Raw genomic sequence first — 26,732 nt, 5'->3', positions numbered from 1 at the left:
GCACCCCGCCCTACGATCCTGCGGCGCCGGCCGCCGCGGGGCCTCACCCGGTACAGGTGAAACGGGATGGTGCGGCCGCCGAGGTTCAGTGCTTCACCCACAGCTTGAAGGCGACGATCACCAGCCCCAGCACCAGATTCACCGTCGCGCTGATGAGCACCAGCCGCCAGGACGCCCCCACCCGCAGCGCCGCCCGCACCGACCAGCCCACCTGGCCCACCACGGCCACGACGAGGGCCAGCCAGATGCCGCCCTGCACATCCAGGCCCAGCAGCGGACTGACCGCCACGGCGAGCGCCGGGGGCAGTGAGGCCCGCAGGATGGGCCACTCCTCGCGGCACACCGCCAGCACGGTGTGCCGGTCCAGGGCGTGCTGCCCGAGCCGCTCCCCGAACAGCTTGGCGTGCACGTGCGCCAGCCAGAACACCACGCCGGTGAGCACCAACAGCACCACCAGCTCCACCCGCGGGAAGTTCCCGAGCGAGCCCGCGCCGAGCACCACGGAGGCCGCGAGCAGCGAGCCGTAGACACCGCCGGTGAAGTCGGCGTGCGCCCGCCGCTCGGCGCGCCGTTCCTTGCGGGCCTCCCGCGCCGCCCGGGCCTCCTCGGAGCTCATGACTGCGCCCCGTGCCCGGCTTCGGCGCGGCCCGGCAGCCGGGCCGTCACCAGGAAGGTCGCCAGGGTGATCCCGCCCGTGGCGAGAACGGCCGCCTTGAGGCCCTTCAACTGGGCGGCGGCGTAGTCCTCCGTGACGGCGTCCACCTCGGCGGGCGGCAGCCCGACCCGCTCGGCCCCGGCACGCACCTGGTCGGTGGAGACGAAGGACACCCCGGCCTCCAGGGCGATGCCCGTCTGTTCCCTGGCCTCGGCCGACAGCCGGGGGTCGTCCTCGACGTGCGTGGTGAAGGACTGGGCGAGCGCGCCGATCAGCAGCGAGCCGATCAGCGCGGTGCCCAGCGCCGAGCCCAGGTTCTGTGCGGTGTACTGCAGACCGCCGGCCTCGCTGCGCTCCTCCTCCAAGGCGCCGGACTGCACCACGTTGCCCAGTTGCGACACGAGCAGGCCCATGCCGAGGCCCAGAAGAGCCATGGCACCGGCGAACTGGGAGTCGTCGATCTTCGGGTCGATGGTGGCCAGCAGCCAGACCACGGCCGCCGCGAGGGTCAGCAGCGAGACCCTGACCAGGGTGCGCGGCGCTACCTTGCGGGCGAACCGGGAGGCGCCGAGGGAGGCGAGGAGCATCGTCACGGAGACCGGCAGCAGCCGCAGTCCCGTCTCGAACGCGTCGAAGCCCTGGACGACCTGGAGATAGAGCGGAACGGCGAAGAACAGGCCCAGCAGGATCAGGTTCTGGCTGAGCATGGTCAGCAGCCCGGCGCGCAGCGCGGGCCGCTCCAGGAGGGTCAGGTGCACCAGCGGGTCGGCGTTCCGGGCGGCCCGGCGGCGCTCCCAGGCCACGAAGGCGTACAGCACGAGCGCCGATCCGGCGACGAAGAACAGCGTCGGGGCGAACCCGAGGACCGTGAAGGGCGGGTTGCGCGGCTGGACCCAGCCCCAGGAGCCGCTCTGCAGGACCCCGAGCACCCCGAGCCCGAGCCCCGCCGCGGACAGGGCCGCGCCGACGCCGTCCATCCGGGGCCGCGGCCCGGTCCTGGGGACCTCCGTGATCACCCGGTGGCACACCAGCATGGCGACGACGACCACGACCTCCCCGGCGAAGACCAGCCGCCAGGTGAGGTACGTCGTCACCCAGCCGCCGAGCAGCGGCCCCACCGCGATGCCCGCACCGGCCAGCCCGCCGATGACGCCGTACGCCACGGCACGGTCCGGGCCCCGGTAGGTCTCCGCGACCAGCGCGGCCATGGCCGGCAGCACCATGGCCGCGCCCAGCCCCTCGATCACCGACCAGCCGACCGCCAGGACCCCGACCGTCGGTGCCAGCGCGGTGAGCCCCGAGCCGACGCCGTAGACCACCAGGCCGATGAGGAACAGCCGCCGGCGGCCCAGGATGTCGCCGAGTTTGGCGCCGACGGCCATGAAGGCGGCCATCATCAGCGCGTACAGGGTGATGACGGCCTGGATGGCGGTCACCTCGGTGTCGAAGTCCTCGACGAGTTGGCTGATCGACACGTTCATCACGGAGGTGTCCAGCACCATCAGGAACTGGGCCGCCCCGAGAACGATCAGAGCCCGCCAGCGCGCCATGCCCACCTCACTTCGGTCACAACAGGCCGAGTTCGCGGGCCCGGCGTACGGCGTCGGTGCGGCGGTTGACCGCCAGTTTGCGGAAGACGCCCTTGAGGTGCGTCTTGACGGTGTTGACGGAGACGTACAGGTCGGCGGCGATCTCCTCGGTGGACATCATCCGGGCGAGCCGGACCAGTACGTCGTGCTCGCGCTCGCTGAGGTCCTCCACGACGAGCGGGGCGGTTCCGCCGGGCTTGGTGGTCCCCGTCAGCCACGTCTCGGTGGGGTCGTGGGCGAGCATGCGGTGCAGCCAGGGGCCGGTCTCCAGGAACGGTCTGCGCAGGCGTTCCCGGCGGGCCTCCAGCAGGGCGCGGCTGAGGACGCGGCGGGCGGCCGTGGGGTCGCCCGCCAGGCTGTGCGCCTGGGCGCGGGCGAGCAGGGCGGGCACGGTGACGGCGGGCCCGGCGTCGGTTTCCGGCGGGACGGTGTCGAGCAGTTCGATCGCGGCCTCGGGGTGGCCGGTGGCGAGGAGGGCACGCGCGGCCTGCACCGCGCACGGGGTCTGGCCGTCCGGGGCGTCGAGCAGCGCCCGCGCGGCGGTCTCCGGGTCGCCTCCGGCGAGGTGCGCGGCACTGGCGAGGGCGGCGGCCCGGCCCGTTCCCAGGGGGAGACCGTCTCGGCCGTGAAGGTCGGCTCGGTCGCGGCCAGCGCGGCGGGGAGGTCCCCCTGCGCCAGGCGCAGCCGCGCGGTGGCCAGCGCCCGGCCCGCCGCCGTCACCGGGTCGTCCGCTCCGCCGGGGCCGAATCCGGCCGCCTCGCCGAGCAGGCGTTCGGCCAGGTCGAGTTCGTCGCGCTCGACGGCCACCACGGCGCGGACCAGATGGCCCACGCTCGACCCCGAGGTCGGCGGCAGCCCGTACCGCCCGGCCTCGGCCAGCGCGGCGAGCGCCTTGCGTTCGGCCCGGTCCAGCCAGCCCTCCAGGTAGTCGATGAGCGCGAGATGGCTCAGGCACTCCTGACGCGGCAGCGCCGTCGCGGCTCCCACGGGGGAGGCGACGACGGCGCCGAGGGCGTCCCGCGCCTCGTCGAATCGCCCGGCCCACAGATGGGTCGCGCCGAGATGGGTCAGCAGCAGGGCGTTGAGCTCGGGATGCCGCTCCAGGCGCTCGTCCCGGACCTCCTCCGTCAGCCCCTGGGCCGACCGCGCCGCCTTCTCCGCCCGGCCCGGGGCGCCGGTCAGCCGGGCCGCGTGGGCCTCCAGGAGGGCGCAGCTGAGCTGGGCGGCCGTGGGGTCGGTGGCCTCGGTGGCCAGGGTCTGTTCGGCACGGTGCAGATGGGCGAGGCCGCGGGTGACGTCGCGGTGGTCCAGGGCACGGGCGGCGCGGATCAGTTCGGCGGCGGGGGTGGTGGTCCGCGGGGTCATGCCGGAGAAGAGCCCGGCGAGGTCACCGGCGCGCAGTCCGGTGAACAGCTGTCCGATGGCCAGGTCGTCGACCAGGGCGGCGGCGGTGAACTCCCAGTCGCCCGCGGCGGCGGCGTGCGCGAGGGCCTCGGGGAGGTGGCCCGAGTAGTGCAGCCACTGCGCCGCGAGCCGGTGCAGGCGCCGGCGCAGACCGGGCCGGGTCACCTCCAGGTGGGAGCGCAGGATCTCCCGGAGCAGGGGGTGCAGCCGGTACCGGGAGTGCCCGAGCGACTCCACGAAGGCGTTGCGGCGGCGCAGCCCCTCCAGGATCCGTTCCGCGTCGTCCCGGCCGGTGAGCGCGTCGGCGAGCGCAGGGGTGAACCGGTCCAGGATGCTGACCCGCAGCAGCAGGTCCTGCGTCTCGGGTGACTGGAGGGTGAGCACCTCGCCGAGCAGATAGTCGGCGACCGTGCTCTGTCCGGCCTCGAACTCCTTGAGGTAGGCCTCGGCGTCGTCGGCGTCCTGCGCGGCCAGGGCGCACAGCCTGAGGCCCGCGGCCCAGCCCTCGGTCCGCTCCACCAGGCACCGGCAGGCGGCCAGCGGCAGCTCCAGACCGTGCAGCCGGAGCAGACCCACCGTCTCCTCGGGCGTGAAGGCCAGCTCGGCGTTGCGGATCTCGGTGAGGGTCCCGGCCGCGCGGTAGCGGTGCAGCGGCAGCAGGGGCTCGGTGCGGGTGACGAGCACCAGGTGCAGTGCGGGCCCGGCGTGCTGGAGGACGAAGTCGAGCTGCTCACCGATGCCCGGGTCGGTGACCCGGTGGAACTCGTCGAGTACGACCACGACGGGCCCCTGATGCCCGGCGAGCCCCACCGCGAGGCGGGCCAGCAGCTTGGAGTCCACCTGGTCCGCGTCGGCCGGGGAGCCGACCTCGCCGGGGGTGAGCACGCCCTGCCCGTGCAGGGACTGCATCAGATGGGCCCAGAACAGCCCGGGAGCCAGATCGGCGTCGGCGGTGAGCCAGCACACCGGCAGGTCCAGGCCGTCGGCCCAGTCGGCGACCAGCAGGGTCTTGCCCGCGCCCGCGGCCCCGTTGACCATGGTCAAGGGCGTCGTCAGGGCCTCGTCGAGGTGATCGTGCAGCCGCTTGCGGCGCAGAAACGTGGGAGGCCGGGCCGGAACGGTGAAACGCCCCGGAAGATAAGGGGCGCCCAGCGGATCAAGCTCCGTGGCAGCCCCGCCCGGCCCGCTCGGTTCGACCGTGACCACTCCGCTCACCACCGTCGTCCGCCGGGTCCCGGTGACCCTGCTGCCTCCAGAATCCCAGCTTCCCCGCCGGTCGGCCCGTCGGACGGTTCCGGGCCGGCCGCGGCGCCCGGTCTACCGCGCCCCCAGGGCCACCTCCCGTGCCCACCGGTAGTCCGCCTTGCCGCTCGGCGACCGGCGCACCGTGTCCGTCAGTACCAGCTGGCGCGGGATCTTGTACCCGGCGAGATGTGTACGGCAGTGCGCCTGGAGGTCCTCCAGGGAGAGCCGACCGGCGCCCTCGCGGAGCTGGACGACGGCGGCCACATGGTGGCCCCACTTCGCGTCCGGCACCCCGGCGACCAGCGCGTCGTACACGTCGGGGTGCGACTTCAGGGCCTGCTCGACCTCCTCCGGGTACACCTTCTCGCCGCCCGTGTTGATGCACTGCGAACCGCGGCCGAGGACGGTCACCACGCCCTCCTCGTCGACGGTGGCCATGTCACCGAGGAGCACCCAGCGCTGCCCGTCCTTCTCGAAGAACGTCTCGGCGGTCTTCACCGGGTCGTTGTAGTAGCCGAGCGGGACGTGCCCGCACTGCGCGACCCGCCCGACCTCGCCCGGCGCGACCGGCTCATGGGTGACCGGATCGACCACCTGTGTACGGGAGTTGACCCGGATCCGGAAGCCGCGCCGGGGACCGGAGTCCTCGGTGGCCGTGCCGTTGAAACCGGACTCGGAGGACCCGAAGTTGTTCAGCAGCATGACGTTCGGGACCAGTTCCAGGAACTGCCGCCGCACCGTCTCCGACATGATCGCGCCGGACGAGGAGACCGAGAACATCGACGAGCAGTCGGTGCCCTTCATGGGGCCGTTGAGGGCGTCGATGAGCGGTCGCAGCATCGCGTCGCCCACCAGCGACATACTGGAGACCTTCTCCTTCTCGACGGTGCGCAGTACTTCCTCGGGCACGAACTTGCGGTGCAGCACGATCCGTTGGCCGAAGTTGAAGCCGATGAACGCGGTGAGCGTGGAGGTGCCGTGCATCAGCGGGGGAGCGGGGAAGAAGGTGATGCCGGACCCGCCCGCGGCGACCCGTTCGGCCAGTTCCTCGGGCGACTTCACCGGCTCACCGGTCGGCGCGCCGCCGCCCAGCCCGGCGAAGAACAGGTCCTCCTGGCGCCACATCACGCCTTTGGGCATCCCGGTCGTCCCGCCGGTGTAGATGATGAACTGGTCGTCCCCCGACCGCTCCGGGAACCCCCGCGACGGCGAACCGGCCGCCTCCGCCTCGGCGAAGGGCACTCCCAGCGAGCCGCCCTCGCCCACCCGCACCAGATGCCGCAGCTTCTCCGCACGCGGCCGTGCCGCCGCCACCCGGTCCTCGAACTCGGCGTCGAAGACCACCGCCACCAGATCCGCGTCCCGGTAGAGGTAGACCAACTCCTCTTCCACGTACCGGTAGTTGACGTTCACCGGCACGATCCGCGCCTTGAGGCAGCCGAGCACGGTCTGCAGGTACTCGACCCCGTTGTACAGATGCAGCCCGAGGTGCTCACCGGGCCCGATCCCGCTGTCCAGCAGGTGGTGCCCGATACGGTTCGCGGCCGCGTCCAGTTCGGCGTAGGTCAGCCTGCGCTCCGCACCTGTGCCGGGGTGGTCGAGGTACACCAGCGCCTCGCGGTCCGGCGCGACGTCCACGACCGACTCGAACAGGTCGGCAAGGTTGTACTCCACCGCTCCTCCTGACCTCGCTGCCCCTCGGTTGCCGGTCATCAGAGCAAAGGGCGGCTCGGCTGTGAAGACTCCGCGCACAACAAATCTGACTGAGTGTCAGAAAACTATTGAAGTGCTCGGGCGGCTCCTGCAACCTGTTCTCGTTCTCAAGAGGGGAGACGGGCGATGGGCGGAACCGAACACCTCGGCGTGCGCCGCGAGGGCGCCACACTGGTACTCACACTCGACCGGCCCGAAGCGAAGAACGCGCTCTCGCTGCCCATGCTCGTCGGTCTGTACGACGGGTGGACCGAGGCGGACGAGGACGACTCGGTCCGCTCGATCGTGCTGACCGGCGCGGGCGGCTCGTTCTGCGCCGGCATGGACCTCAAGGCCCTCGCGGGCAAGGGAATGGCGGGGGAGCAGTACCGCGACCGGCTCACCGCCGACCCCGACCTGCACTGGAAGGCGATGCTGCGCCACCACCGCCCCCGCAAACCCGTCATCGCGGCTGTGGAGGGCTACTGCGTCGCGGGCGGCACCGAGATCCTCCAGGGCACCGACATCCGCGTGGCCGGACAGTCCGCCACCTTCGGCCTCTTCGAGGTCCGCCGCGGCCTGTTCCCGATCGGCGGCTCCACCGTCCGCCTGCCCCGCCAGATCCCGCGCACCCACGCCCTGGAGATGCTCCTCACCGGCCGCCCCTACAGCGCGCAGGAGGCCGCCGCCATCGGCCTGATCGGCCACGTCGTCCCCGACGGCACCGCCCTCGACAAGGCGTTGGAGATCGCCGACCGGATCAACGCCTGCGGCCCGCTCGCCGTCGAGGCCGTCAAGGCGTCCGTGTATGCCACCGCCGACATGACCGAGACCGACGGCCTCGCCGCCGAACTGGAGCGCGGCTGGCCCGTCTTCGACACCGCCGACGCCAAGGAAGGCGCCCGCGCCTTCGCGGAGAAGCGCCCGCCCGAGTACCGGCGACACTGAAGGAGACCCCGATGCCCGAAGTCCTGCGCGCGCCCCTCGTCGTCGAGTTCCCCTTCACCCGCTCCCTCGGCCCCGTCCAGAGCGCCTTCCTCACCGGCCTGCGCGAACGGGTCGTCCTGGGCGTGCGCACCACCGACGGCCGCGTCCTCGTCCCGCCCGTCGAGTACGACCCGGTCACCGCCGACGAACTCCGCGACCTCGTCGAAGTCGCCCCCACCGGCACCGTCACCACCTGGGCCTGGAACCCGCATCCCCGCCCGGGCCAGCCCCTCGCCACCCCCTTCGCCTGGGTACTGGTACGCCTCGACGGCGCCGACACCTCCCTCCTGCACGTCCTCGACGCCCCCGGCCCCGACTCCGTCCGCACCGGCATGCGCGTCCGCGTCCGCTGGGCCGCGACACGCACCGGCGCCATCACCGACATCGCCTGCTTCGACCCGTACGGCGGCGCACCCGCCCAACCCAGCGGCAGCACAGGGGAGTTCGCGGACCCGGTCACCGGCATCGTCACCCCCGCCCGCCTCGACTACACCTACACCCCCGGCCGCGCCCAGTCCGCCTACCTCGACGCCCTCGCCGAGCACCGCACCGTCGGCGAACGCTGCCCGCAGTGCCGCAAGGTGTACGTCCCGCCCCGCGGCGCCTGCCCCACCTGCGGAGTCGCCACCACCGAACAGGTCGAGGTCGGCCCCCGCGGCACCGTCACCACCTTCTGCATCGTCAACATCAAGGCCAGGAACCTCGACATCGAAGTCCCCTACGTCTACGCCCACATCGCCCTCGACGGCGCCGGACTCGCCCTGCACGGCCGGATCGCGGGCATCCCCTACGACCAGGTCCGCATGGGCCTGCGAGTGGAACCGGTGTGGACCGAGGGCGCCCGCCACCCCGACCACTACCGGCCCACCGGCGAGCCGGACGCGGACTACGACACCTACCGGGAGCTGCTGTGACCCGAGAGATCGCCGTCGTCGCCTTCGCCCAGACCGACCACCGCCGCAGCACCGACGACCTCTCCGAGGTCGAGATGCTGATGCCGGTCCTGCACGAGGTCCTCGACCGCACCGGACTGCGCACCGCCGACATCGGATTCACCTGCTCCGGCTCCAGCGACTACCTGGCCGGCCGCGCCTTCTCCTTCACCCTCGCCCTCGACGGCGTCGGCGCCTGGCCCCCCATCTCCGAGTCGCACGTCGAGATGGACGGCGCCTGGGCCCTGTACGAGGCCTGGACCAAACTCCTCACCGGCGACGCCGACACCGCCCTCGTCTACGCCTACGGCAAGTCCTCCCCGGGCTCCCTGCGCGACGTCCTCACCCGCCAGCTCGACCCGTACTACGTGGCACCCCTGTGGCCCGACTCCGTCGCCCTCGCCGCACTCCAGGCACAAGCCCTCATCGACGCCCACGAGACCGACGAACCCGCGCTGGCGGCCGTCGCCGCCCGCAGCCGCGCCACCGACAACCCGCACGCCCAACTGCGCGGCCCCGTCCCGCACGGCGACTACGTCGTACGCCCCCTGCGCACCGGCGACTGCCCGCCGATCGGCGACGGCGCCGCCGCCGTGATCCTCGCCGCCGGCGACCGGGCCCGCGAGCTGTGCGAACGGCCCGCCTGGATCCGTGGCATCGACCACCGGATCGAGCCCCACTCCCTCGGCGTCCGCGACCTCACCGACTCGCCCTCCACCCGTCTCGCCGCCGAGAAGGCGGGGGCCTTCGAGCGGCCCGTCGACACCGCCGAACTGCACGCCCCCTTCACCGCGCAGGAGATCGTCCTGCGCAAGGCACTCCGCCTCGACGACACCGTGCGCGTCAACCCCTCCGGCGGCGCGCTCGCCGCCAACCCCGTCATGGCCGCCGGACTGATCCGCCTCGGCGAGGCGGCGGCCGCGATCCACCGGGGCGAGGCCGACCGCGCCCTCGCCCACGCCACCTCCGGCCCCTGTCTGCAGCAGAACCTGGTCGCCGTACTGGAAGGGGACCCGCGATGAGCAAGGAACCCGTGGCCGTCGTCGGGATCGGCCAGACCAAGCACGTCGCGGCCCGCCGGGACGTGTCCATCGCCGGACTGGTCCGCGAGGCCGCCCGGCGCGCCCTCGACGACGCGGAGCTGACCTGGGCCGACATCGACGCCGTCGTCATCGGCAAGGCGCCCGACTTCTTCGAGGGCGTGATGATGCCCGAGCTGTACCTCGCCGACGCCCTCGGCGCGGTCGGCAAACCCCTGCTGCGCGTCCACACGGCCGGCTCCGTCGGCGGCTCCACCGCCCTCGTCGCCGCCGGGCTCATCGCCGCCCGCGTCCACGGCACCGTGCTGACCTGCGCCTTCGAGAAGCAGTCCGAGTCCAACGCGATGTGGGGCCTGTCCCTGCCCATCCCCTTCCAGCAGCCCCTGCTCGCCGGTGCGGGCGGCTTCTTCGCCCCGCACGTGCGCGCCTACATGCGGCGCAGCGGCGCCCCCGACACCATCGGCTCCCTCGTCGCCTACAAGGACCGGCGCAACGCCCTGAAGAACCCCTTCGCCCACCTCCACGAGCACGACATCACCCTGGAGAAGGTCCAGTCCTCGCCCATGCTCTGGGACCCCATCCGCTACTCCGAGACCTGCCCCTCCTCCGACGGCGCCTGCGCGATGGTCCTCACCGACCGCGCCGGGGCCGCCCGCGCGCCCCGCCCGCCCGCCTGGATGCACGGCGGCGCCATGCGCAGCGAACCCACCCTGTTCGCCGGGAAGGACGCCGTCTCCCCGCGGGCCGGCAAGGACTGCGCCGCCGACGTCTACCGGCAGGCCCGGATCACCGACCCGCGCCGCGAGATCGACGCCGTCGAGATGTACGTGCCGTTCTCCTGGTACGAGCCCATGTGGCTGGAGAACCTCGGCTTCGCCGACGAGGGCGAGGGCTGGAAACTCACCGAGGCCGGGGTGACCGAGCTGGACGGCGACCTGCCGGTGAACATGTCCGGCGGGGTGCTCTCGTCCAACCCCATCGGCGCCTCCGGCATGATCCGGTTCGCCGAGGCCGCCCTCCAGGTGCGCGGCCAGGCCGGGGAACACCAGGTCGAGGGCGTGCGCCGGGCCCTCGGGCACGCCTACGGCGGCGGATCGCAGTTCTTCGCCATGTGGCTCGTCGGGGCCGAACCGCCCTCGACCTGAGAGCGCTCCGCAAAGGTCCCCCTCACGTGGCCTGTCGGGTCCCGGAACCGATCGCTAGGCTGGCCGCGGACGACGAACCGGGAGGAGCACGGACGTGGCCGAGAGCACCATCCAGCAGCAGCCGTTCACGGGTTGGGACAAGCCGGAGCTGGACCTCAGCAACGCCGAGTGGCATTCGAGCAGCCGGGGTCTGGGAGACGTCCAGATCGCATTTGTCGAGGGTTTCATCGCGATGCGCAACAGCGGCCGCCCGGAGAGCCCTTCCCTGATCTTCACACCCGCCGAATGGGGCGCCTTCGTGTCGGGGGCGCGCGAGGGAGAGTTCGACCTGACCTGAGCCGACGTGAGTCGGGCCCGCCGGATCCGTCCGGCGGGCCGAACCGGGGGTGTTCCGGGCGGATTTCCGGACACGCGACCGCCGGCACCCTCCCGGAACCGGGCCCTGCGCCAGGCTGACCCGGGAGGGGGGACGGACGTACTCGGGAAGCGAGGCACCCCATGAGCACCCTGCCGGTCATCGCCGCGGTCGACGGTTCGGACGACAGCCTGCGGGCCCTGGACTGGGCCCTCGCCGAGGCACACCTGCGCGAGGCACCCCTGCGGGTCGTGCACGTACGCCAGTACGCGCCCTGGATGCAGCCCGACGTCCTGGCCGCGGGACCGCCGCACGGCGCCGACGACCCGGTACTGGACCGGGCCCGCGCCCACCTCGACACGGCACCGGACCGCCCGGCGACGGAGTACGTCCCCCTGGACGGCTCGCCGACCGTCGTCCTGCCCGAACTGGCCTCCGCCGCCCAGCTGTTGGTACTCGGCTCACGCGGCCGGGGCGGCTTCGCGAGCCTCCTGCTGGGCTCCACGAGCCTGGCCGCCGCCCGCGACGCCGAGTGCCCCGTGGTCGTGGTCCCGCGGCCCGGCCGTGAAATCCCCGACGCCCCGCCGGCCGAGCCCGGCCCCCGGGTCGTGGTCGGCCTCCAGGTCGACAGCCCCGACGACGCCACCCTCGAATTCGCCTTCACCGAGGCCGCCCGCCGCAAGGCCCGCCTCCAGGTGATCGCCGCCTACCCCTGGCCGCTCCAGGTCTGGACGGCCGCACCGGTCCCCGTGTTCCCCCCGGCCATCGAACAGGAACCGATCGAGAACGAGACCCGGGCCCTGGCGGAGGGCTTCCTCGCCCCGCACCGAACCCGCCACCCCGACGTGGAGACGGACCCCCAGATCCTGCCCGGCGACGCGGCGGGCCACCTGGTGGCCATGAGCGCGAACGCCGATCTGCTGGTCGTGGGCCGCTACCGCCGCCGCCTGCTGGCCCCCACCAGAATGCTCGGCTCGGTGAGCCACGCGGTCCTCCTCCACGCGGCCTGCCCCATCGCGGTGGTACCCCCGACGGCAACGGACGAGTAGGGGACACTCACGGGCGCGGGGAACTGCGCGCCCGGCCACCGACGACCGCGACCCGCCGGACGGCAAGAGCCAGGCACCCCGCCGGGCGCTGCACGACGTTCCCGAACGCGCCGGACGGCGCCCGGCCACGAACAACCCACAACCGCCGGACGGCACAGGGTGGCACCGCAGTTATGCGCACGGCCAAGTAGCATTGGCGACATGTCGTTCCTCCGCCGCCGCAGCGCCACCCCCGCCGGGCCCGACTTCGACGTACTGGCCATGGACCCGGGCGACTGGCCCGGAAATCTGGGCGCCGGCCTGCTGCCCGCCCCCGACGGCAGCTGCCAGGGTGTCTTCCTGCGCTACGACCTCTTCGGCGGCCGCGGCCCCGCGATGATCATCGGCAATCTGCCCGAGGGCTCCCCGGCCCGGGACGTCACCGAGGGCGAGATCCCCTTCGAGGTCGCCCAGCTGCTGCTCGCGCTGGAGAACGACGAGGAGGTCACCGTCGTCGGCACCGAGGACGTGCCGGTGATGCAGGGCGACAACCTCCTGATCGTCCGGCGCCTGAAGCTCTCCGAGAGCCGGATCTCCTGCGTGCAGTTCGACCGCAGCGACAACGTCCTGGTGACCATCGCCGCCTGGGACCGCCCCATCACCGACGACCTGTACGCCCTGCTGAAGCCGCTCCCGGCGGAGCTGTTCCAGCAGGGCTGAGGCCCGGCTACCGGGTCGCGGACACCAGCCGCACGTCCGCGGCCCGGACGAACGCCACCCGGTGGCCGTACTGGATCTCGTAGTACTGGTCCTTGCCCGTCACCACCCGGTGCGAGGACGTATCGAAGGTCACCGCGTAGTAGTACTGCCCGGGCACCTTGTCCCCGACCACGTACTTCTGCCCCGCGGGCAGCCGGTACGGCAGCGGTGACACCGGCTGTGCCGGAACCCCCTCCGGATAGGCGGACGCCTCCGGATAGGCCCTCCCGTACACCGGGACGCTCTCCAGACCGTCCCTCGGCGTCACCACCCACCCCTTGGCGTTCACGGCCGTCGGCTTCTTCGCCGGGTTGTGGAACCACGCCTTCTGCCCGAGGTACCAGATCGCCGTCCAGTCCCCGTCCCGCCCGGCGACCGCGAACTGCTGCCCGGTGGAGACCCGCGAGGACAGATCGTTCACCCCGATGCTCGGCGTCGTCCCCAGCCCGATGTCCTTGATCAGCGGGTACGAGGTCCCCGGCCCGGAGTACAGCCGTACCGCGCTCGACCCGTGCGGCGGGCACGGGGTGCCCGGTGTCGTGCAGCCGGTGTACTCCGGCCGGTGCCGGTCGTAGTCGGGTCGGATGGTCACCACCCCGCCCTTCTTCCCGGCGGTGGCGTGGAACGGGTGTCCGAGCAGCTCGAAGTAGTGGCTCCAGTCCCAGTACGGACCCGGGTCGGTGTGCATGCCCCTGACCGTCGCCGTGGTCGGCCCCGGCACCGTGTCATGGCCGAGGATGTGCTGCCGGTCCAGCGGGACGCCGTACTTGCGGGCCAGGTACTTCACCAGCCGCGCCGAGGACCGGTACATCGCCTCCGTGTACCAGGCGTCCGGGTTCGCCAGGAACCCCTCGTGCTCCAGACCGATCGACTTGGCGTTGACGTACCAGTTCCCCGCGTGCCAGCCCACGTCCTTGGCCTTCAGGTGCTGGGCGATGTGACCGTCGGTGGAGCGCAGCGAGTAGTTCCAGGACACGTAGGTCGGGTCCTGGACCATCTCCAGCACCCCCTCCCAGGCGCCCTCCGTGTCGTGCACGACGATGTACTCGATGCTCTGCGACCCGGGCCGGTTCCCGAGATCGTGGTTGCCGTAGTCGCCGTCCCCGAACTCCTCGTACGGCGCCGGGATCCACTCGCAGGACACCGACGCCGGGCACTCCGTGTCACCCGGGGCGGGCGCGCGCAGCCCGGCCCGGCCCAGGGTTCCGGTGTCGGGCCGGACGTCCGGCTGCGCCGCCATCACCATCCGCTGCCCGGAGTCCGTGATCCGGTCACCGCCGGCGCGGATCACCTCGTAGACCTCGTTCGCGTACGCCGCCGCCGTCGCCCGGTCGTCGGCGCCGGAGAACAGGGCGACCGCCCCGTACCAGTCCGCCGGGTCCGCGCTCAGCGGCGCCCCCAGCTCCCGCTGGGCCGCGGCCAGCAGGGCGGCACCGCCCGCCACGTTGGCGGCGGGGTCGCCGCGCAACCGCTCCGGGCTCAGCCCGGTCAGCTCCGCGGCCCTCGGCAGGGTCTTCAGCCGGGCGGGCAGCTCACGGGTCCGCGGGATGCGCTCCTCGGGCACGAGCGGACTGCGGGCCTGGTCGCCGCGCGCGTCCTCCAGGCCCTCGCTGTGGTGGACGGCCGTGGCGAGCGCGGTGCGGGCGTCGGTCAGGTGCATCGGTCCGTAGCCGCCGGTGACGCTCGGCGCCCCGGCGTGCGCGTCCCAGCGGGACTGGAGGTAGGAGACGCCCAGCAGCACACTGCGCGGGACGCCGTACTCGGCGGCGGCCGAGGAGAACGCCGCCTGGAGCACCCGTGCGGACGACACGGCGGACGGCTGAGCGGACGACTGTGCTTCGGAAGGGGCCGCGCCGAGCAGAGGGAGGAGCAGCGCGGCGGAGGCCACCGGACCGGCGGCTCTCTTCGCGGCGCCCTTCAGGGCAGTGACGGATCGTCGCAAAACAGCCTCCTGGGACGGTCGGGTGCGATGAGCCGTTCGGGGCCGGGCAATGCGTCCGTGGTACCGGCCTGCCGACGATCCGTCAATCATGCCCAGGGGCAGGGGAGGAGCCGCGCATACGAAGGTCCGCGGTGCGCCGCTGCGGAGGGCGCACCGCGGACCTTCGTCCCCGTCAGCGAGTACCGACCGCGGCGCGCACGGCCCGGCGGGCCAGCTGGCAGTCGTCGTGCAGTCGCCTGAGCAGCAGGCGCTGTTCCTCGCCGGACGGCGCAGCACCCGGGTGGGCCGGACCCGGTGCCGCCGGGGCACTGTCGTGCATCGAACGCTGCACGGCCGTCTCGTAGGTACGGATCTCACGGGTGAGGACGAGCATCAGATTCACCAGGAAGGCGTCCCGCGAGGCGGGGCCCGCCGACTGGGCGATCTGGCTGATCTGGCGCCGCGCGACCGGCGCGTCCCCGAGGACCGACCAGAGGGTGGCCAGGTCGTAGCCCGGCAGGTACCAGCCCGCGTGCTCCCAGTCCACCAGCACTGGACCGGCCGGTGACAGAAGGATGTTCGAGAGCAGTGCCTCGCCGTGGCAGAACTGGCCCATGCCCTGCCGGCCCGCCGCGTGCGCGATGCCGTGCAGCAGCTTCTGGAGATCACCCATGTCGCGGTCGGTGAGCAGCCCCAGTTCGTGGTAGCGGGCGATGCGCGCCGGATAGTCCAGCGGGGCGTCGAAGGTGCCCGCCGGCGGCCGCCAGGCGTTCAGCCGGCAGACCGCTGCCAGCGCCGCTCTGATGTCCGCCCGCGGCGGCGCCTCGGACGGGTGCCGCTGAAGTGCCGCCACGCGCCCCGGCATCCGCTCGATGACCAGCGTGCAGTTGTCCGGATCCGCCGCGATCAACCGGGGCACCCGCACGGGCGGGCGGTGCCGGACGAACGAGCGGTAAGCAGCTATTTCGTGCCGGATCCGCTCCGCCCAGACGGGGGAGTGGTCCAGTAAACACTTGGCGACGGCCGTGCTGCGTCCCGTCGTCCCCACGAGGAGCACGGACCGTCCGCTGCGCCGCAGCACCTGGACCGGAGTGAACTCCGGGCAGATCCGGTGCACGGACGCGATGGCCGTACGCAGCTGGGCCCCCTGAGGGCCGGACAAGTCGAGTCTCCCGCTGAGCGGTTGGGTGCCGAGCCCCGGCGCGCGCCGCGGCCGGCCCGCTCCGAGGACGGGGGCCGCCGACCGCGCGGGGTCGAGGTAGGGGCCGCTGCCCGCCGGGCGGGGGTGCAGCGTCCGGGGCGGGGCGGACACGGAGGACGATGCTGCGTACATGGGAGAAACAGATCCCTTCGTGTGCCTGCTGTGCCTGATGAAGCGCAAACGCCTGCCCGGCCCGGCCGCACGGGTGCACCCTGGGGAATGCGCCCTGTGAAGAGCGGCGACCGGGTCGGGATGGCGCGTTCCTACCTGACACCCGATGCCCAGTGGCACACCATCTGGCGCACCCTGGCGAACCCTGGCGAATAGTCGCCCGGCAACTCTCACCGGGCTACTGTCAACTCAGCCGAGAACCTGGGGGCTTGACGTGAACGGACAACCCAACACCCGCCTCGCGGACCTGTTCGGCCTGGCCGGCTGGTCCAAGGGTGAGCTCGCGAGGCTGGTCAACCGGCAGGCGGCGGCCATGGGCCACGCCCAGCTGTCGACCGACACCTCGCGGGTGCGGCGTTGGATCGACATGGGAGAGATCCCGCGCGATCCGGTGCCGCGGGTGCTGGCGGCTCTGTTCACCGAGCGACTCGGCCGTGTCGTGACCATCGAGGACCTCGGTCTGGTCCGGCACGGGCGTGCGGGGAAACGGCAGGGCGGCGGGAGTCTGGAGCATCCCGACGGCGTGCCGTGGGCGCCCGAACGGACAGCCGCGGTCCTCACCGAATTCACGGGAATGGACCTCATGCTCAACCGACGCGGCTTGGTGGGCGCGGGCGCCGCGCTCGCCGCGGGATCCGCACTCAGCAGCGCCATGCACGACTGGCTGCAAACCGACCCGACTCTGAAGGCCGACGCACCCCGACTCGACGATCCCCTGCACGCCGACCCCGCTGGGTTCGACCGCTACGAGGCCGCCCCCATCGGGTCGCAGGAGATCGAGGAACTGGAACGCTCGGTGGAGGTGTTCCGCGCCTGGGACGCGGCCCGCGGTGGCGGGCTGCAGCGCAAGGCGGTCGTGGGACAGCTCAACGAGGTGGGCGGCATGCTCGCCTACCGGCATCCCGACCATCTCCAGCGGCGCCTGTGGGGCGTCGCCGCCAATCTCGCCGTCCTCGCGGGCTGGATGTCGCACGACGTCGGCCTGGAGCCCACGGCGCAGAAGTACTTCGTCATCGCTGCCCACGCGGCCCGTGAGGGCGGCGACCGGCCCCGTGCCGGGGAGGCGCTCTCACGGGCGGCTCGCCAGATGGTGCACCTGGGCCGGCCCGACGACGCACTGGACCTGATGAAGCTCGCCCAGTCCGGCTCCGGGGCCGAAGTGCTGCCCCGGACCAAGGCGATGCTCTACACCATCGAGGCCTGGGCACAGGCGTCCATGGGCAAGGGCCAGGCGATGCGCCGCACCCTCGGACAGGCCGAGGACCTGTTCGTCTCCGACAAGGGCGACGTACCGCCCCCGAGCTGGATGCAGACCTTCAAGGAGGAGGACCTGTACGGCATGCAGGCCCTGGCCTACCGCACGCTGGCGGAGTTCGAGCCCCAGGCGGCCGCACACGCCCAGCACTACGCGGAGAAGGCCCTGGCGCTGCGGGTCGACGGGCGGCAGCGGTCGAAGATCTTCGACTTCCTGTCCATGGCCTCCGCCTGCTTCATCGCCGACGACCCCGAACAGGCCGACCGCTACGCGCGACTGGCGCTGGTGTCGATGGGATCCAACTCCTCCCACCGCACCTGGGACCGGCTCCGCCAGATGTACCGGCTGACCGCCGAGTACGCCAGCTACCCGAAGATCCAGGACCTGCGGGAGGAGATCAAGCTGGCTCTGCCGAAGCCGGCCAAGGGCGGGGATACCGCGCAGGCGTAAGAGAAGCCACAAGAGTAAGAGAAGCCACAAGAGAGCGGGAACACCGCACGGGTATAGGGGGCCCGTGCGCCAAGTCCCGCACCGGGGTCAGGCCGTCACCCTGGCGATCAGCACACAGGCGTCGGTCGCACGCTCCGTCGCGCCCAACTCCTCCACGACCGTCCGTACGCAGTCCTGTGCGGTGGACGCCGCGTCGAAGCGCGGCGCCAGGTCGAGGAGGCGGTCCACCGGGTCCGCGCTGTCGTGCCCGGCCGACAGTCCGTCGGTGTGCAGCAGGAGCAGGTCTCCGCTCTCCAGGGTCACTTCGGCCTGGTCGTAGGCGGCACCGCGCGTCGCGCCCAGCAGCACGCCGTTCGGTGACCGCAGACGGCGCCCCGTCCCGCCGCGGAACAGCAGCGGGGCGGGGTGTCCCGCCTGTGCCCAGACGAGTTTGCGGGTCTCGGGCCGGTAGCGGCAGCAGACAGCGCTGCCGAGGGCCGGCTGGACGGTGGCGTCGAGCAACTGGTTGAGCCAGGACATCAGCCGGCCCGGCTCGGTGCCCGCCATCGCCATGCCGCGTACGGCGCCCAGCAGGGTCGCCATGGCGGAGGCCACCGAGACGCCCTGTCCGGTGAGGTCGCCGACGCTCAGCAGCGTTTCGCCGCCGGGCAGTTCGAGGGCGTCGTACCAGTCGCCGCCGATCGGGGAACCGGTCGCGGCGGGGAGGTGGTGGGCGGCCAGGTCCAGGCTCTGCGGGCCCTGGTGCGGGAGCCGCAGGGAACCGCGCCAGGACGGCAGCACGGCCTCCTGCAGCTCGGCCGCCAGCCGGTGCTCGGTCTGCTCCCGCTGCCGTTGGCGCTGGAGCGAGTCACGGGTCTCGCTCACCGCGCGCTGGCTGCGGCGCAGTTCGCTGACATCGCGCAGCACGGCCCACATCGAGGCGGTGCTGCCGTCGGCGCCGAGCACCGGTTCGCCCATCATGTGCACGGTCCGTACCTCGCCGCCCGGGCGCACGATCCGGAACTCCCCGTCGATCGGCTTGGCGTCGACGAGGCAGTCGGTGACCATCGCGGTCAGCCTCGGGCGGTCCTCGTCGAGTACCAGGGACGGCAGTTCGTCGAGGGTGAGCGGAGCAGTGGCGGGGTCCCGGCCCAGGATCTGGTAGAGCTCACCGGACCAACTGGCCTCGTCGGTGAGGAGGTTCCACTCCGCGCTGCCGACCCGGCTGAGCAGTGACGATCCGCGCGGGGCGGGCTCGGCCGCGGGCGCCGGTGCCTCCCGCACCGGCGGGGGACCCTCCCGTAGCTGGGCCAAGTGGGCGTCGAGGTCGTCGAGTTGGGTCAGGGCCAGGTCGCACAGGGCGCGCTGCCAGCGTTCCTGCGGGTCGGCGCCGTCACTGGGCGTGTCCCGTCGCACGGCGTCCACGTCGCCCTTGAGCCGGCGGGCCTGCGATATCAGCGCCTCGACCGAGCCGCGTCCGGGCGGCTGGGCGGCCGGGCGGCCCGCGGAGAGATGGGACGGCATGACGGACTCCGGTGAAGGGGACGGTACGACCTGGATGACGGAGGGACCGTTACGACTGTTGCACAGCCTGCGACGCGCTGTAAGGGATTTGGCAACACACGATCCGGTGGTGCTTCTGGCATATGCCACAGTCTCAACGGAGAGGTCACATCGGGTGAATGGCGTAGGCCATGGCTTCGGTGAAGTCGTAGAAACCGTACGTGAATTGATGGTGCGCGCGAGCGACGTTCGGGGGGTGATGGCGGTGTTCGACGGTCGTGTGTTCGACCCGTGTTCCCGCTCTTCACGGTGGCTTCGCGGTGGTTCGCTCGGGTAGGGCGCGAATGCGTCCTCTTTGTGTGACGCAGCTCACGCTGGAGAATCGGGCTCCGGTGTAATGCGAGTGGAGTGTGCGAGGTCCTAAAGACATGCCGGCCCTGTACCGGGCCGGCCTCGTCGACCACGGGGGAAGATCGTTATGGACATCACTCTGGAACAGCCCGCCCGCGCCCATCTGATCACCGCCGATGAGCAGGAGCTGCCCGCCACCGCCACACTGCGCTACAGCTCGGCCGACCCGCTCGCCGTGCACATCGACTTCCCGCCCGAGATCGCGCTCGACGGCGAGAGCGTCACCTGGACCTTCGCCCGCTCGCTGCTGGCGGAGGGCCTGCGCGGCCCGGCCGGGGAGGGCGACGTGCACATCTGGCCGTGCGGCGGGGCCCGTACGGTGCTGGAGTTCCACTCGCCGTACGGGCTCGCCCTGCTGCGGTTCGACAGCTCCGCCCTGCGCCGCTTCCTGATGCGCACCCACGCCGTCGTGGCCGTCGGTCAGGAGGACCTCGGATCGGCCGTCGACGAGGGCCTGAGCGCGCTCTTCGGCAGCGTCTGAGGGCGCGTTCGAGCCTCAGTAGCGCAGCACGCCCGCGATGCCGGTGGCGTCGCCGAGCGTCCCGTCCGGTACGAAGCGGACGTCGGCGCCGGTCTCCAGGCACTGCTCGACGATCTCGTCCACGATGTCCTCGCGGGCGTCGAGGTCGTCGTTGTCGGCCGGGACCAGATGGTCGCCGCTGTCCCGGACGGTCGCACGGAAGTTCTCCTCGACCGCCAGCAGCCCGACCCGGCCCTCGCGGGCGCTCTGCCAGACCTCGTCGAGACCGGCCGCGTACGCCTTGCGGCCCCGCGCGGCCTCCAGTTCCCGGGCCACCTGGTCGGCGACCCGGCGGCTGTCCGCCGCGATCACCGGGTGCACCGCCTGCCAGACGGTCTCCGGGGTGGCGTCGGCGAGGCCGCCGTGCCGGATGTGCACGGCGTCGCGGCAGACGCTGCCCACCTCGTCCAGCAGGGACAGGGCGGCGGTCTCGCCGGTGACGTAGAGGGGGCGCGGATCCGCGCGCAGGACCTTGCCGATCGCGGTGTCGGCGTCGCGCAGGAAGTGCCGGGTGCTCTCGTCGCGGAAGGTGCTCGGCAGGTCGCCGATCCGCTCCTGACGCTCGGCGTCGAAGTTGTCCATGCTGCGGGTGAGCGGGAAGCCTCCGGCGTGCTCCGGCACGACCCGGTCGCCGCCGCCGTTCCACAGGGTCACCCGGTCGGCGGAGACCGACAGCACCCAGAAGGGGCGCTCGGCGGCCTGGGCCGAGACCAGGTTGCGGGTGAGGAAGGTGTCGGCGAGTACCACCCGTTCGGGCACCGGGCGGGCCAGGGACCACACCTGGTGCTCACCGGGGGCGGCGAAGATGACGAGACCGTCCTCGGCGTGCGTGAGGTCGACCTCGGCGAGCGCCTCCTCCAGCTGCTTCACGACGTCGATCCGCCGTTCCCGGCTGACCGCGGGATCCGACTCCAGTTGCTTCTTGGCGTCGGCCACGACATTGCGCAGCCGGACCGGGTCCTGGGCGTTCTCGGGCTCTCGGCGGTGCGTCGGGGTCAGGACGGACACCGCGGGATAGGGGCGCGGGCGGCGCAGCTCGGCGAGTGTGGCGGGACTCAGTGCATGCTCCATGACAGCACGATAGGACTGATTCGCCGATGGGGCATCGGGGGGCGAATCGGGCGGGCAACAGCGACATTTCGCTGTTAATGTCACTCGCAATCGCCGGATGGTGTCCCTGTATCGCCGACCTGCGGCGGTGCCCGATCCGGCAGAGGACGCGCATGGCCGAGGCCGAGACCGAAACCAGGAGCCAGGAGCCCCGCACCGCCAAACTCAGCCTGCCGACGCTCGCCATGATGGTCGTCGGCTCGATGGTGGGCGCCGGAGTGTTCTCCCTGCCGCGCAGGTTCGCGCAGGAGACCGGTGTCGCGGGCGCCCTGATCGCCTGGGCGGTGGCAGGCACCGGCATGCTGATGCTCGCCTTCGTCTTCCAGACGCTCGCGCTGCGCCGCCCCGAACTCGACGCCGGTGTCTACGCCTACGCCAAGGCCGGCTTCGGCGAGTACCTCGGCTTCTTCTCCGCCTTCGGCTACTGGGCCAGCGCCTGCGTCGGCAACGTCACCTACTGGGTGCTGATCATGTCGACGATCGGCGCCATCGCGCCCGCGCTCGGCGACGGCGACACGGTCCTCGCCGTGGTGCTCTCCTCGGTCGGACTGTGGCTGTTCTTCTGGCTGATCAGCCGCGGAGTGAAGGAGGCGGCGGCGATCAACCGGATCGTCACCATCGCCAAAGTGGTGCCGATCATCGTCTTCGTCATCATCGCGCTCTTCTACTTCGAGCCGAGCGTCTTCGCCGACAACTTCGCCGGGGCCGACTACGCGGGGTCCCTCTTCCAGCAGGTCAAGGGCACCATGCTGGCCACGGTCTTCGTCTTCCTCGGCGTCGAGGGCGCCAGCGTCTACTCCCGGCACGCCCGGCGCCGCGAGGACGTCGGCAAGGCGACCGTGCTGGGCTTCCTCAGCGTCTTCTCGATCTTCGCCTCGGTCACCATCGTGTCGTACGGCCTGATGCCGATGGAGGAGATCGCCGAGCTGCGCCAGCCGTCCATGGCCGGGGTGCTGGAGCACGCGGTCGGCGACTGGGGGCAGGTCTTCGTCAGCGTCGGCCTGATCGTCTCCGTCCTCGGCGCCTACCTCGCCTGGACGCTGATGGCGGCCGAGGTGCTGTACGTGGCCGCCAAGGACGACGACATGCCGCGCTTCCTCAAGCGCGCCACGCCCGCCGACGTGCCGATGCCCGCGCTGGTGATGAGCACGGCGCTCAGTCAGATCGTCCTGATCGTCACCCTGTTCTCCGACGACGCCTTCGACTTCGCCCTCAACCTGACCAGCGCGCTGACCCTCATCCCGTTCCTGCTCGCCGCCGCCTTCGCCCTGAAGATCGCCGCGGCCGGGGACCGGCAGCGCACCGCCGAACTCGTGATCGCCGCGCTCGCGACGGTCTACACCGCGTTCCTCCTCTACGCGGCCGGGCTGAAGTACCTCCTTGTCTCCCTGATCGTCTACGCGCCCGCCACGGTGCTGTTCGTGATGGCCCGCCGGGAACAGGGCCGACGCCTGTTCACGCCGCCCGAACTGGTCGTCCTGGCCGTCTCGGTGGCCGGAGCGGTGATCGGCGTGGTGGCCCTGGCGCTCGGCTGGATCAGCCTCTGAACCCCGAAAGGTGCACCGTGACCAGTCAGCAGAACCCTCCCGAGTACGGCGTCCACTCCGAGGTCGGACGGCTGCGCAAGGTACTGGTCTGCGCGCCGGGACTCGCGCACCGCCGCCTCACCCCGACCAACTCCGACGACCTGCTCTTCGACGACGTGATGTGGGTCGAGAACGCCCAGCGCGACCACCTGGACTTCGTCAACAAGCTGCGCGAGCGCGGCGTGGACGTGGTCGAGCTGCACGACCTGCTGGCGCGGACGATGCGGGTGCCGGGCGCCCGGGACTGGCTGCTCGACCGCAAGATCGTGCCCAACGAGGTCGGCCTCGGCCTCGTCGACGGCACCCGCGCCTACCTGGAGACCCTCGAACCGGCCGAACTGGCCAAGTACCTGATCGGCGGTCTGGCCGTCGACGACCTGCCCGACGACTACCGCTCCGGCTATCTGGCGCTGGCCCGCGAGTCGACCGGCGTGCGCGAGTACCTGATGCCGCCGCTGCCCAACACCCTCTACACCCGCGACACCACCTGCTGGCTCTACGGCGGCCTCACCCTCAACCCGCTGTACTGGCCCGCCCGGCACGACGAGACGCTGCTGATGAAGGCGGTGTACAGCTTCCACCCCGACTACGCGGGCTCCACCGTGTGGTGGGGCGACCCCGAGCAGGACTGGGGGCAGGCCACCTTCGAGGGCGGCGACATCATGCCGGTGGGCAACGGCGTCGTCCTGATGGGCATGAGCGAGCGCACCTCGCGCCAGGCCATCACCCAGGTCGCCAAGGCCCTGTTCGAGGGTGGCGCCGCCGAGCACGTCGTCGTCGCCGGGATGCCGCGGCTGCGCTCGGCCATGCACCTGGACACGGTGTTCACCTTCGCCGACCGCGACCTGGTCACCCTCTACCCGGCCATCATGGACGGCGTCCACCCCTTCTCCCTGCGGCCCAGCGACAAGGCCCCGGGCCTGGAGATCGTCGACGAGGCCCCGGCGTCCTTCGTGGAGGTCGTCGCCAAGGCCCTCGGGCTCCCGAAGCTGCGGGTGGTGGAGACCGGCGGCGATGTCTACGCCTCCGAGCGCCAGCAGTGGGACAGCGGCAACAACGCCGTTGCCCTGGAACCCGGGGTGGTCTTCACCTACGACCGCAACACCCAGACCAACACCCTGCTGCGCAAGGCCGGCGTGGAGGTCGTCACCATCGTCGGCGCCGAACTGGGCCGCGGCCGGGGCGGCGGCCACTGCATGACCTGCCCGATCGTCCGGGACCCGGTGGACTTCTGAGGCGCCCTGATCAGGCCGCCGCGGGAACGGAGATCGTTCCCTGCGCCACCGCGCACAGCGCCGGTTCGCCGTCGCCCGTGACCGTGCGCAGATCGCAGCGCACGACCACCCGGGTGCGGCCCGCGCGGACGACCCGCGCGTGCGCGCGCAGCACGTCCCCCTTGGCGGGGCGCAGATAGTCGATGGTGAAACCGGCGGTCAGCAGCCGCGGGCCGGCCACGGTACCGGCGGCGAAGGTCAGGGCGTTGTCCGCCGCATAGCTGAGCACCCCGCCGTGCACATGGCCGTTCTGCTGGAGCAACTCCTCGCGGATGTCGAGTTCCAGTACTGCCTCTCCGTCGCCGAAGGCGGTCAGCCGGGCGCCGAGCAGCACGCTGAAGGGCTGCGCCGCCAGGATCCGCCGGGCCAGGTCCAGTTCCGCTGTCTCGTTCACATCGAACCTCACTTCACTAGTGAACTGAGGGTGGCGGGGCTCCGGCGCCTCTGTCAAGATCGGCCCATGTCCGAGCCCGGCCAGCGCCTGTACTTCCTGCTCCAGCGCGCGGCGCACCAGCTGCGCACCGCCGCCGACCGGCGCTGTCTGGCCGCCGCCGGAATCACCACCGCCCAGCTCGGCGCCCTGTTCGCCGTCGAGGACCGCCCCGGCGTCACCCAGCAGCAGCTCGCCCGCACGCTCGGCCTGCGGGAGTCCGCCGTCACCGGCCTGGTGGCCCGGCTGACCGCGGCCGGGCTGCTCGCCAGGAGCGCGCACCCCACCGAACACCGCGCCGTCGTCCTGGAACTGACCGAGGCCGGGTCCGCCGCCCTGGACGCGGCCCGCCCCGAGATCGACCGCTTCAACGCCGAACTGCGCGCCCTGCTCGGCGACGACGGCTTCGACCGGACCGCCGCCGCCCTGCACCGCATCGTGCACGGCGGGGAGTGAGCCGGCTCAGCGCGCCTCGTCCTCGTCCTGGCCGCAGGAACTGCCGTTCGGGGGCAGGGAGCCGTACAGCAGGAAGTCGTCCACCTTGCGCTGGACGCAGGCCGAGGAGGCGTACCCGGTGTGGCCGCCGTCGCGGTTGTCCAGGACCACCGCGGGGGAGCCCAGCCGCTCGGCCGTCTGGACCGTCCAGCGGTACGGCGTCGCCGGGTCGCCCCGGGTGCCGACCAGCAGCATCTTCGGCGTGTCCAGGTCCTTGACCTGCTCGCGGATGAAGTCGGTGCCCTTGGGGCGGCCGTAGCACATCAGCACCTCGGTGAGCCGGTACGGGCCGAAGACCGGGGAGGCCCGCTCGTACTCGGCGCGCCACCGGTCGAGGTTGCGGGTGATGCTCTCGGCGGTGGGCCGGTCGGGGTCGTCCGCGCAGTTGATCGCCATCAGCGCGGCCGGGAGGTTGTCCAGCGGGATGTCCTCCGGGTCGGCGAGATCGCCGTGGTCGCCGCGGAGGGGCACGGCGAGTCCGCCGCCCGCCAGGCTCTGCAGAGCCCGGGTGTCGCCGTCCTCGACCAGGGCGGCCAGCGCCCGTTCCAGGGTCGGCCACATCTCCTCGCTGTACAGCGCCTGGCTGAGGGCGCTCACCAGGTCCTGCCCGGTGAACACGCCCCCGAAGTCCGTCGGCACGGGATCCTCGTCCAGCGACTCCACCAGCCGTACGACCTCCTCGCGGGCGGTGCGCGCGTCCTGGCCGAAGGGGCAGGCGATGTCCTCGGTGCACCAGTCGATGAACTCGTCCAGCGCCGCCTGCTGCCCCTTGGCGCCCGCCACGCCCTGCTCGGTGAGCGGCTCGGTCAGGGTGTCCACGCCGTCCAGCACCATCCGGCCCACCCGGTCCGGGAACTGCTTGGCGTAGACCGCGCCGAGCCGGGTGCCGTAGGAGAAACCGAGGTAGTTGAGCCGGTCGTCGCCGAGGGCGGCGCGCATCACGTCCATGTCCCGGGAGGCGTACACCGTGCCGATGTACGGCAGCACCGGCCCGGAGTGCTTCGCGCACGCCCTGGCGGTGCGGCGGATCTCCTCCAGCACCGCCCGCGGGTCGGCGCCGAGTTCGCTGCTGTCGTCCGTGCCGTCGGGGATGTCCTCCACGCCCTCGCCGCAGCTGACCGGGGAGGACCGGCCGACCCCGCGCGGGTCGAAGGACACCACGTCGTAGCCGTCGGTCAGGCCCATGAAGTCCTTGCCTCCGTAGGCGAGCTGGTCCACGCCCCCGCCGCCCGGCCCGCCGAAGTTGAGCAGCACCGAGCCGCGGGAGTCACCGGTGGCCCGGTAGCGGGCCAGCGCCAGGTCGAGCGTCCCGGCCTTCGGGTCGGCGTAGTCGAGCGGGACCGTCACCTTGCCGCACTGGAGGTCCTTGGGCGCGTCGAGGGTGTCGCACCTGCCCCACTTCACGTGCTGCCGGTAGAACCGCTCCAGGCCGGGGTCGTCCTCCTGGGCCGTCGGCAGACCGAGGCCCAGCAGCGTCACCACGGCCGCCGCGAGTACCGCGCAGCCCCGCAGTGCGGGCCGCTTCGACAGCTTCACCGGCATGAAGGCCTCCACGGGCGCCCGTCGGCGAACCGGGTTCCGGCGCCCCCCGATCA

General features: G+C 72.2%; 21 protein-coding genes and 1 pseudogene. 12 read left to right on the top strand and 10 right to left on the bottom strand.

Features of this window, described 5'->3' with window-relative positions; translation table 11 throughout:
* Positions 1 to 85: 85 nt before the first annotated feature.
* From GA0115233_RS15400 to GA0115233_RS15385, 4 genes and pseudogenes are all read right to left on the bottom strand, one after another.
* Complete coding sequence (locus tag GA0115233_RS15400) at positions 86 to 616, bottom strand: hypothetical protein (RefSeq protein ID WP_093720779.1); 531 nt, start codon at positions 614 to 616, stop codon at positions 86 to 88.
* A complete protein-coding gene (locus GA0115233_RS15395) occupies positions 613 to 2,205 on the bottom strand; it encodes an MFS transporter (protein ID WP_093720778.1) in 1,593 nt (530 codons plus the stop codon). The genes GA0115233_RS15400 and GA0115233_RS15395 overlap by 4 nt, the downstream gene beginning before the upstream one ends.
* 16 nt (positions 2,206 to 2,221) lie before the next feature.
* Positions 2,222 to 4,866 (bottom strand): annotated as a pseudogene (locus GA0115233_RS15390) (LuxR C-terminal-related transcriptional regulator).
* Positions 4,867 to 4,965: 99 nt separating this feature from the next.
* Entirely contained in the window at positions 4,966 to 6,567 is a 1,602-nt protein-coding gene (locus GA0115233_RS15385) for an acyl-CoA synthetase (protein ID WP_093720777.1), read from the bottom strand.
* 165 nt (positions 6,568 to 6,732) lie between these two features.
* Between GA0115233_RS15385 and GA0115233_RS15380 the strand changes: the two genes are divergently transcribed.
* The 7 genes from GA0115233_RS15380 to GA0115233_RS15350 all read left to right on the top strand — a co-directional run bounded on the left by GA0115233_RS15380 (position 6,733) and on the right by GA0115233_RS15350 (position 12,792).
* Complete coding sequence (locus GA0115233_RS15380; RefSeq protein ID WP_093720776.1) at positions 6,733 to 7,533, top strand: crotonase/enoyl-CoA hydratase family protein; 801 nt, start codon at positions 6,733 to 6,735, stop codon at positions 7,531 to 7,533.
* 11 nt (positions 7,534 to 7,544) lie between these two features.
* Positions 7,545 to 8,486, top strand: a complete 942-nt coding sequence (locus GA0115233_RS15375; protein ID WP_093720775.1) for a Zn-ribbon domain-containing OB-fold protein — start codon at positions 7,545 to 7,547, stop codon at positions 8,484 to 8,486.
* Entirely contained in the window at positions 8,483 to 9,526 is a 1,044-nt protein-coding gene (locus GA0115233_RS15370; RefSeq protein WP_093720774.1) for a thiolase domain-containing protein, read from the top strand. The genes GA0115233_RS15375 and GA0115233_RS15370 overlap by 4 nt, the downstream gene beginning before the upstream one ends.
* Positions 9,523 to 10,689: a thiolase domain-containing protein gene (locus GA0115233_RS15365; protein WP_093720773.1), complete on the top strand. Its 1,167-nt coding sequence runs from the start codon at positions 9,523 to 9,525 to the stop codon at positions 10,687 to 10,689. Before GA0115233_RS15370 ends, GA0115233_RS15365 begins: the two co-directional genes overlap by 4 nt.
* Before the next feature lie 94 nt (positions 10,690 to 10,783).
* Positions 10,784 to 11,026, top strand: coding sequence for a DUF397 domain-containing protein (locus GA0115233_RS15360; RefSeq protein ID WP_093720772.1), 243 nt, complete (start codon positions 10,784 to 10,786; stop codon positions 11,024 to 11,026).
* A gap of 161 nt (positions 11,027 to 11,187) precedes the next feature.
* The gene (locus GA0115233_RS15355) at positions 11,188 to 12,093 is read left to right on the top strand and encodes a universal stress protein (protein WP_093720771.1); all 906 of its coding nucleotides are present in this window, start codon (positions 11,188 to 11,190) and stop codon (positions 12,091 to 12,093) included.
* 201 nt (positions 12,094 to 12,294) lie between these two features.
* Positions 12,295 to 12,792, top strand: a complete 498-nt coding sequence (locus GA0115233_RS15350; protein WP_093720770.1) for a hypothetical protein — start codon at positions 12,295 to 12,297, stop codon at positions 12,790 to 12,792.
* Between the two features lie 7 nt (positions 12,793 to 12,799).
* On the opposite strand, the gene GA0115233_RS15345 is transcribed toward GA0115233_RS15350, so the two are convergent.
* Together GA0115233_RS15345 and GA0115233_RS15340 are read right to left on the bottom strand one after the other, a co-directional pair.
* On the bottom strand, positions 12,800 to 14,773 hold the full coding sequence (locus GA0115233_RS15345; RefSeq protein WP_255310202.1) for an N-acetylmuramoyl-L-alanine amidase: 1,974 nt from the start codon (positions 14,771 to 14,773) through the stop codon (positions 12,800 to 12,802).
* Between the two features lie 172 nt (positions 14,774 to 14,945).
* On the bottom strand, positions 14,946 to 16,085 hold the full coding sequence (locus GA0115233_RS15340) for an aminoglycoside phosphotransferase family protein (protein ID WP_093720768.1): 1,140 nt from the start codon (positions 16,083 to 16,085) through the stop codon (positions 14,946 to 14,948).
* A 253-nt stretch (positions 16,086 to 16,338) separates the two neighbouring features.
* Between GA0115233_RS15340 and GA0115233_RS15335 the strand changes: the two genes are divergently transcribed.
* Entirely contained in the window at positions 16,339 to 17,829 is a 1,491-nt protein-coding gene (locus GA0115233_RS15335) for a DNA-binding protein NsdB (protein WP_093720767.1), read from the top strand.
* Between the two features lie 87 nt (positions 17,830 to 17,916).
* Here GA0115233_RS15335 and GA0115233_RS15330 read toward each other — a convergent pair whose 3' ends face one another.
* Positions 17,917 to 19,332 carry a PP2C family protein-serine/threonine phosphatase gene (locus GA0115233_RS15330; protein WP_093720766.1) on the bottom strand — a complete coding sequence of 472 codons (1,416 nt, stop codon included), beginning with the start codon at positions 19,330 to 19,332 and terminating at the stop codon, positions 17,917 to 17,919.
* A gap of 457 nt (positions 19,333 to 19,789) precedes the next feature.
* Here GA0115233_RS15330 and GA0115233_RS15325 point away from each other — a divergent pair, with 457 nt between their 5' ends.
* Positions 19,790 to 20,203 carry an SsgA family sporulation/cell division regulator gene (locus GA0115233_RS15325; protein WP_093720765.1) on the top strand — a complete coding sequence of 138 codons (414 nt, stop codon included), beginning with the start codon at positions 19,790 to 19,792 and terminating at the stop codon, positions 20,201 to 20,203.
* Positions 20,204 to 20,218: 15 nt separating this feature from the next.
* Here GA0115233_RS15325 and GA0115233_RS15320 read toward each other — a convergent pair whose 3' ends face one another.
* Positions 20,219 to 21,313 carry a baeRF3 domain-containing protein gene (locus GA0115233_RS15320; protein ID WP_093720764.1) on the bottom strand — a complete coding sequence of 365 codons (1,095 nt, stop codon included), beginning with the start codon at positions 21,311 to 21,313 and terminating at the stop codon, positions 20,219 to 20,221.
* Positions 21,314 to 21,465: 152 nt separating this feature from the next.
* Here GA0115233_RS15320 and GA0115233_RS15315 point away from each other — a divergent pair, with 152 nt between their 5' ends.
* The gene (locus GA0115233_RS15315; protein WP_093720763.1) at positions 21,466 to 22,899 is read left to right on the top strand and encodes a basic amino acid/polyamine antiporter; all 1,434 of its coding nucleotides are present in this window, start codon (positions 21,466 to 21,468) and stop codon (positions 22,897 to 22,899) included.
* Positions 22,900 to 22,916: 17 nt separating this feature from the next.
* Positions 22,917 to 24,173 (top strand): arginine deiminase, encoded by a 1,257-nt coding sequence (locus GA0115233_RS15310; RefSeq protein ID WP_093720762.1) that lies wholly within the window; start codon positions 22,917 to 22,919, stop codon positions 24,171 to 24,173.
* A gap of 10 nt (positions 24,174 to 24,183) precedes the next feature.
* Here the strand turns inward: GA0115233_RS15310 and GA0115233_RS15305 are convergent, their stop codons facing one another.
* Positions 24,184 to 24,606: a PaaI family thioesterase gene (locus GA0115233_RS15305; RefSeq protein ID WP_093720761.1), complete on the bottom strand. Its 423-nt coding sequence runs from the start codon at positions 24,604 to 24,606 to the stop codon at positions 24,184 to 24,186.
* Between the two features lie 66 nt (positions 24,607 to 24,672).
* On the opposite strand from GA0115233_RS15305, the gene GA0115233_RS15300 reads away from it, so the two are divergent.
* Positions 24,673 to 25,098: a MarR family winged helix-turn-helix transcriptional regulator gene (locus GA0115233_RS15300; protein WP_093720760.1), complete on the top strand. Its 426-nt coding sequence runs from the start codon at positions 24,673 to 24,675 to the stop codon at positions 25,096 to 25,098.
* A 6-nt stretch (positions 25,099 to 25,104) separates the two neighbouring features.
* Here the strand turns inward: GA0115233_RS15300 and GA0115233_RS15295 are convergent, their stop codons facing one another.
* A complete protein-coding gene (locus GA0115233_RS15295; protein WP_093720796.1) occupies positions 25,105 to 26,679 on the bottom strand; it encodes an alpha/beta hydrolase in 1,575 nt (524 codons plus the stop codon).
* Between the last annotated feature and the right edge of the window lie 53 nt (positions 26,680 to 26,732).

The organism is Streptomyces sp. DI166, assembly GCF_900091315.1.
Lineage (GTDB): Bacteria > Actinomycetota > Actinomycetes > Streptomycetales > Streptomycetaceae > Streptomyces > Streptomyces fuscus.
This window is presented reverse-complemented; position numbering and strand designations above follow the sequence as displayed.

Coding starts and splice junctions, on each gene's coding strand:
- GA0115233_RS15400 (WP_093720779.1), bottom strand. CDS start 616: ATGAGCTCCGAGGAGGCCCGGGCGGCGCGGGAGGCCCGCAAGGAACGG.
- GA0115233_RS15395 (WP_093720778.1), bottom strand. CDS start 2,205: ATGGCGCGCTGGCGGGCTCTGATCGTTCTCGGGGCGGCCCAGTTCCTG.
- GA0115233_RS15380 (WP_093720776.1), top strand. CDS start 6,733: ATGGGCGGAACCGAACACCTCGGCGTGCGCCGCGAGGGCGCCACACTG.
- GA0115233_RS15375 (WP_093720775.1), top strand. CDS start 7,545: ATGCCCGAAGTCCTGCGCGCGCCCCTCGTCGTCGAGTTCCCCTTCACC.
- GA0115233_RS15365 (WP_093720773.1), top strand. CDS start 9,523: ATGAGCAAGGAACCCGTGGCCGTCGTCGGGATCGGCCAGACCAAGCAC.
- GA0115233_RS15355 (WP_093720771.1), top strand. CDS start 11,188: ATGAGCACCCTGCCGGTCATCGCCGCGGTCGACGGTTCGGACGACAGC.
- GA0115233_RS15350 (WP_093720770.1), top strand. CDS start 12,295: ATGTCGTTCCTCCGCCGCCGCAGCGCCACCCCCGCCGGGCCCGACTTC.
- GA0115233_RS15340 (WP_093720768.1), bottom strand. CDS start 16,085: ATGTACGCAGCATCGTCCTCCGTGTCCGCCCCGCCCCGGACGCTGCAC.
- GA0115233_RS15330 (WP_093720766.1), bottom strand. CDS start 19,332: ATGCCGTCCCATCTCTCCGCGGGCCGCCCGGCCGCCCAGCCGCCCGGA.
- GA0115233_RS15325 (WP_093720765.1), top strand. CDS start 19,790: ATGGACATCACTCTGGAACAGCCCGCCCGCGCCCATCTGATCACCGCC.
- GA0115233_RS15320 (WP_093720764.1), bottom strand. CDS start 21,313: ATGGAGCATGCACTGAGTCCCGCCACACTCGCCGAGCTGCGCCGCCCG.
- GA0115233_RS15315 (WP_093720763.1), top strand. CDS start 21,466: ATGGCCGAGGCCGAGACCGAAACCAGGAGCCAGGAGCCCCGCACCGCC.
- GA0115233_RS15300 (WP_093720760.1), top strand. CDS start 24,673: ATGTCCGAGCCCGGCCAGCGCCTGTACTTCCTGCTCCAGCGCGCGGCG.
- GA0115233_RS15295 (WP_093720796.1), bottom strand. CDS start 26,679: ATGCCGGTGAAGCTGTCGAAGCGGCCCGCACTGCGGGGCTGCGCGGTA.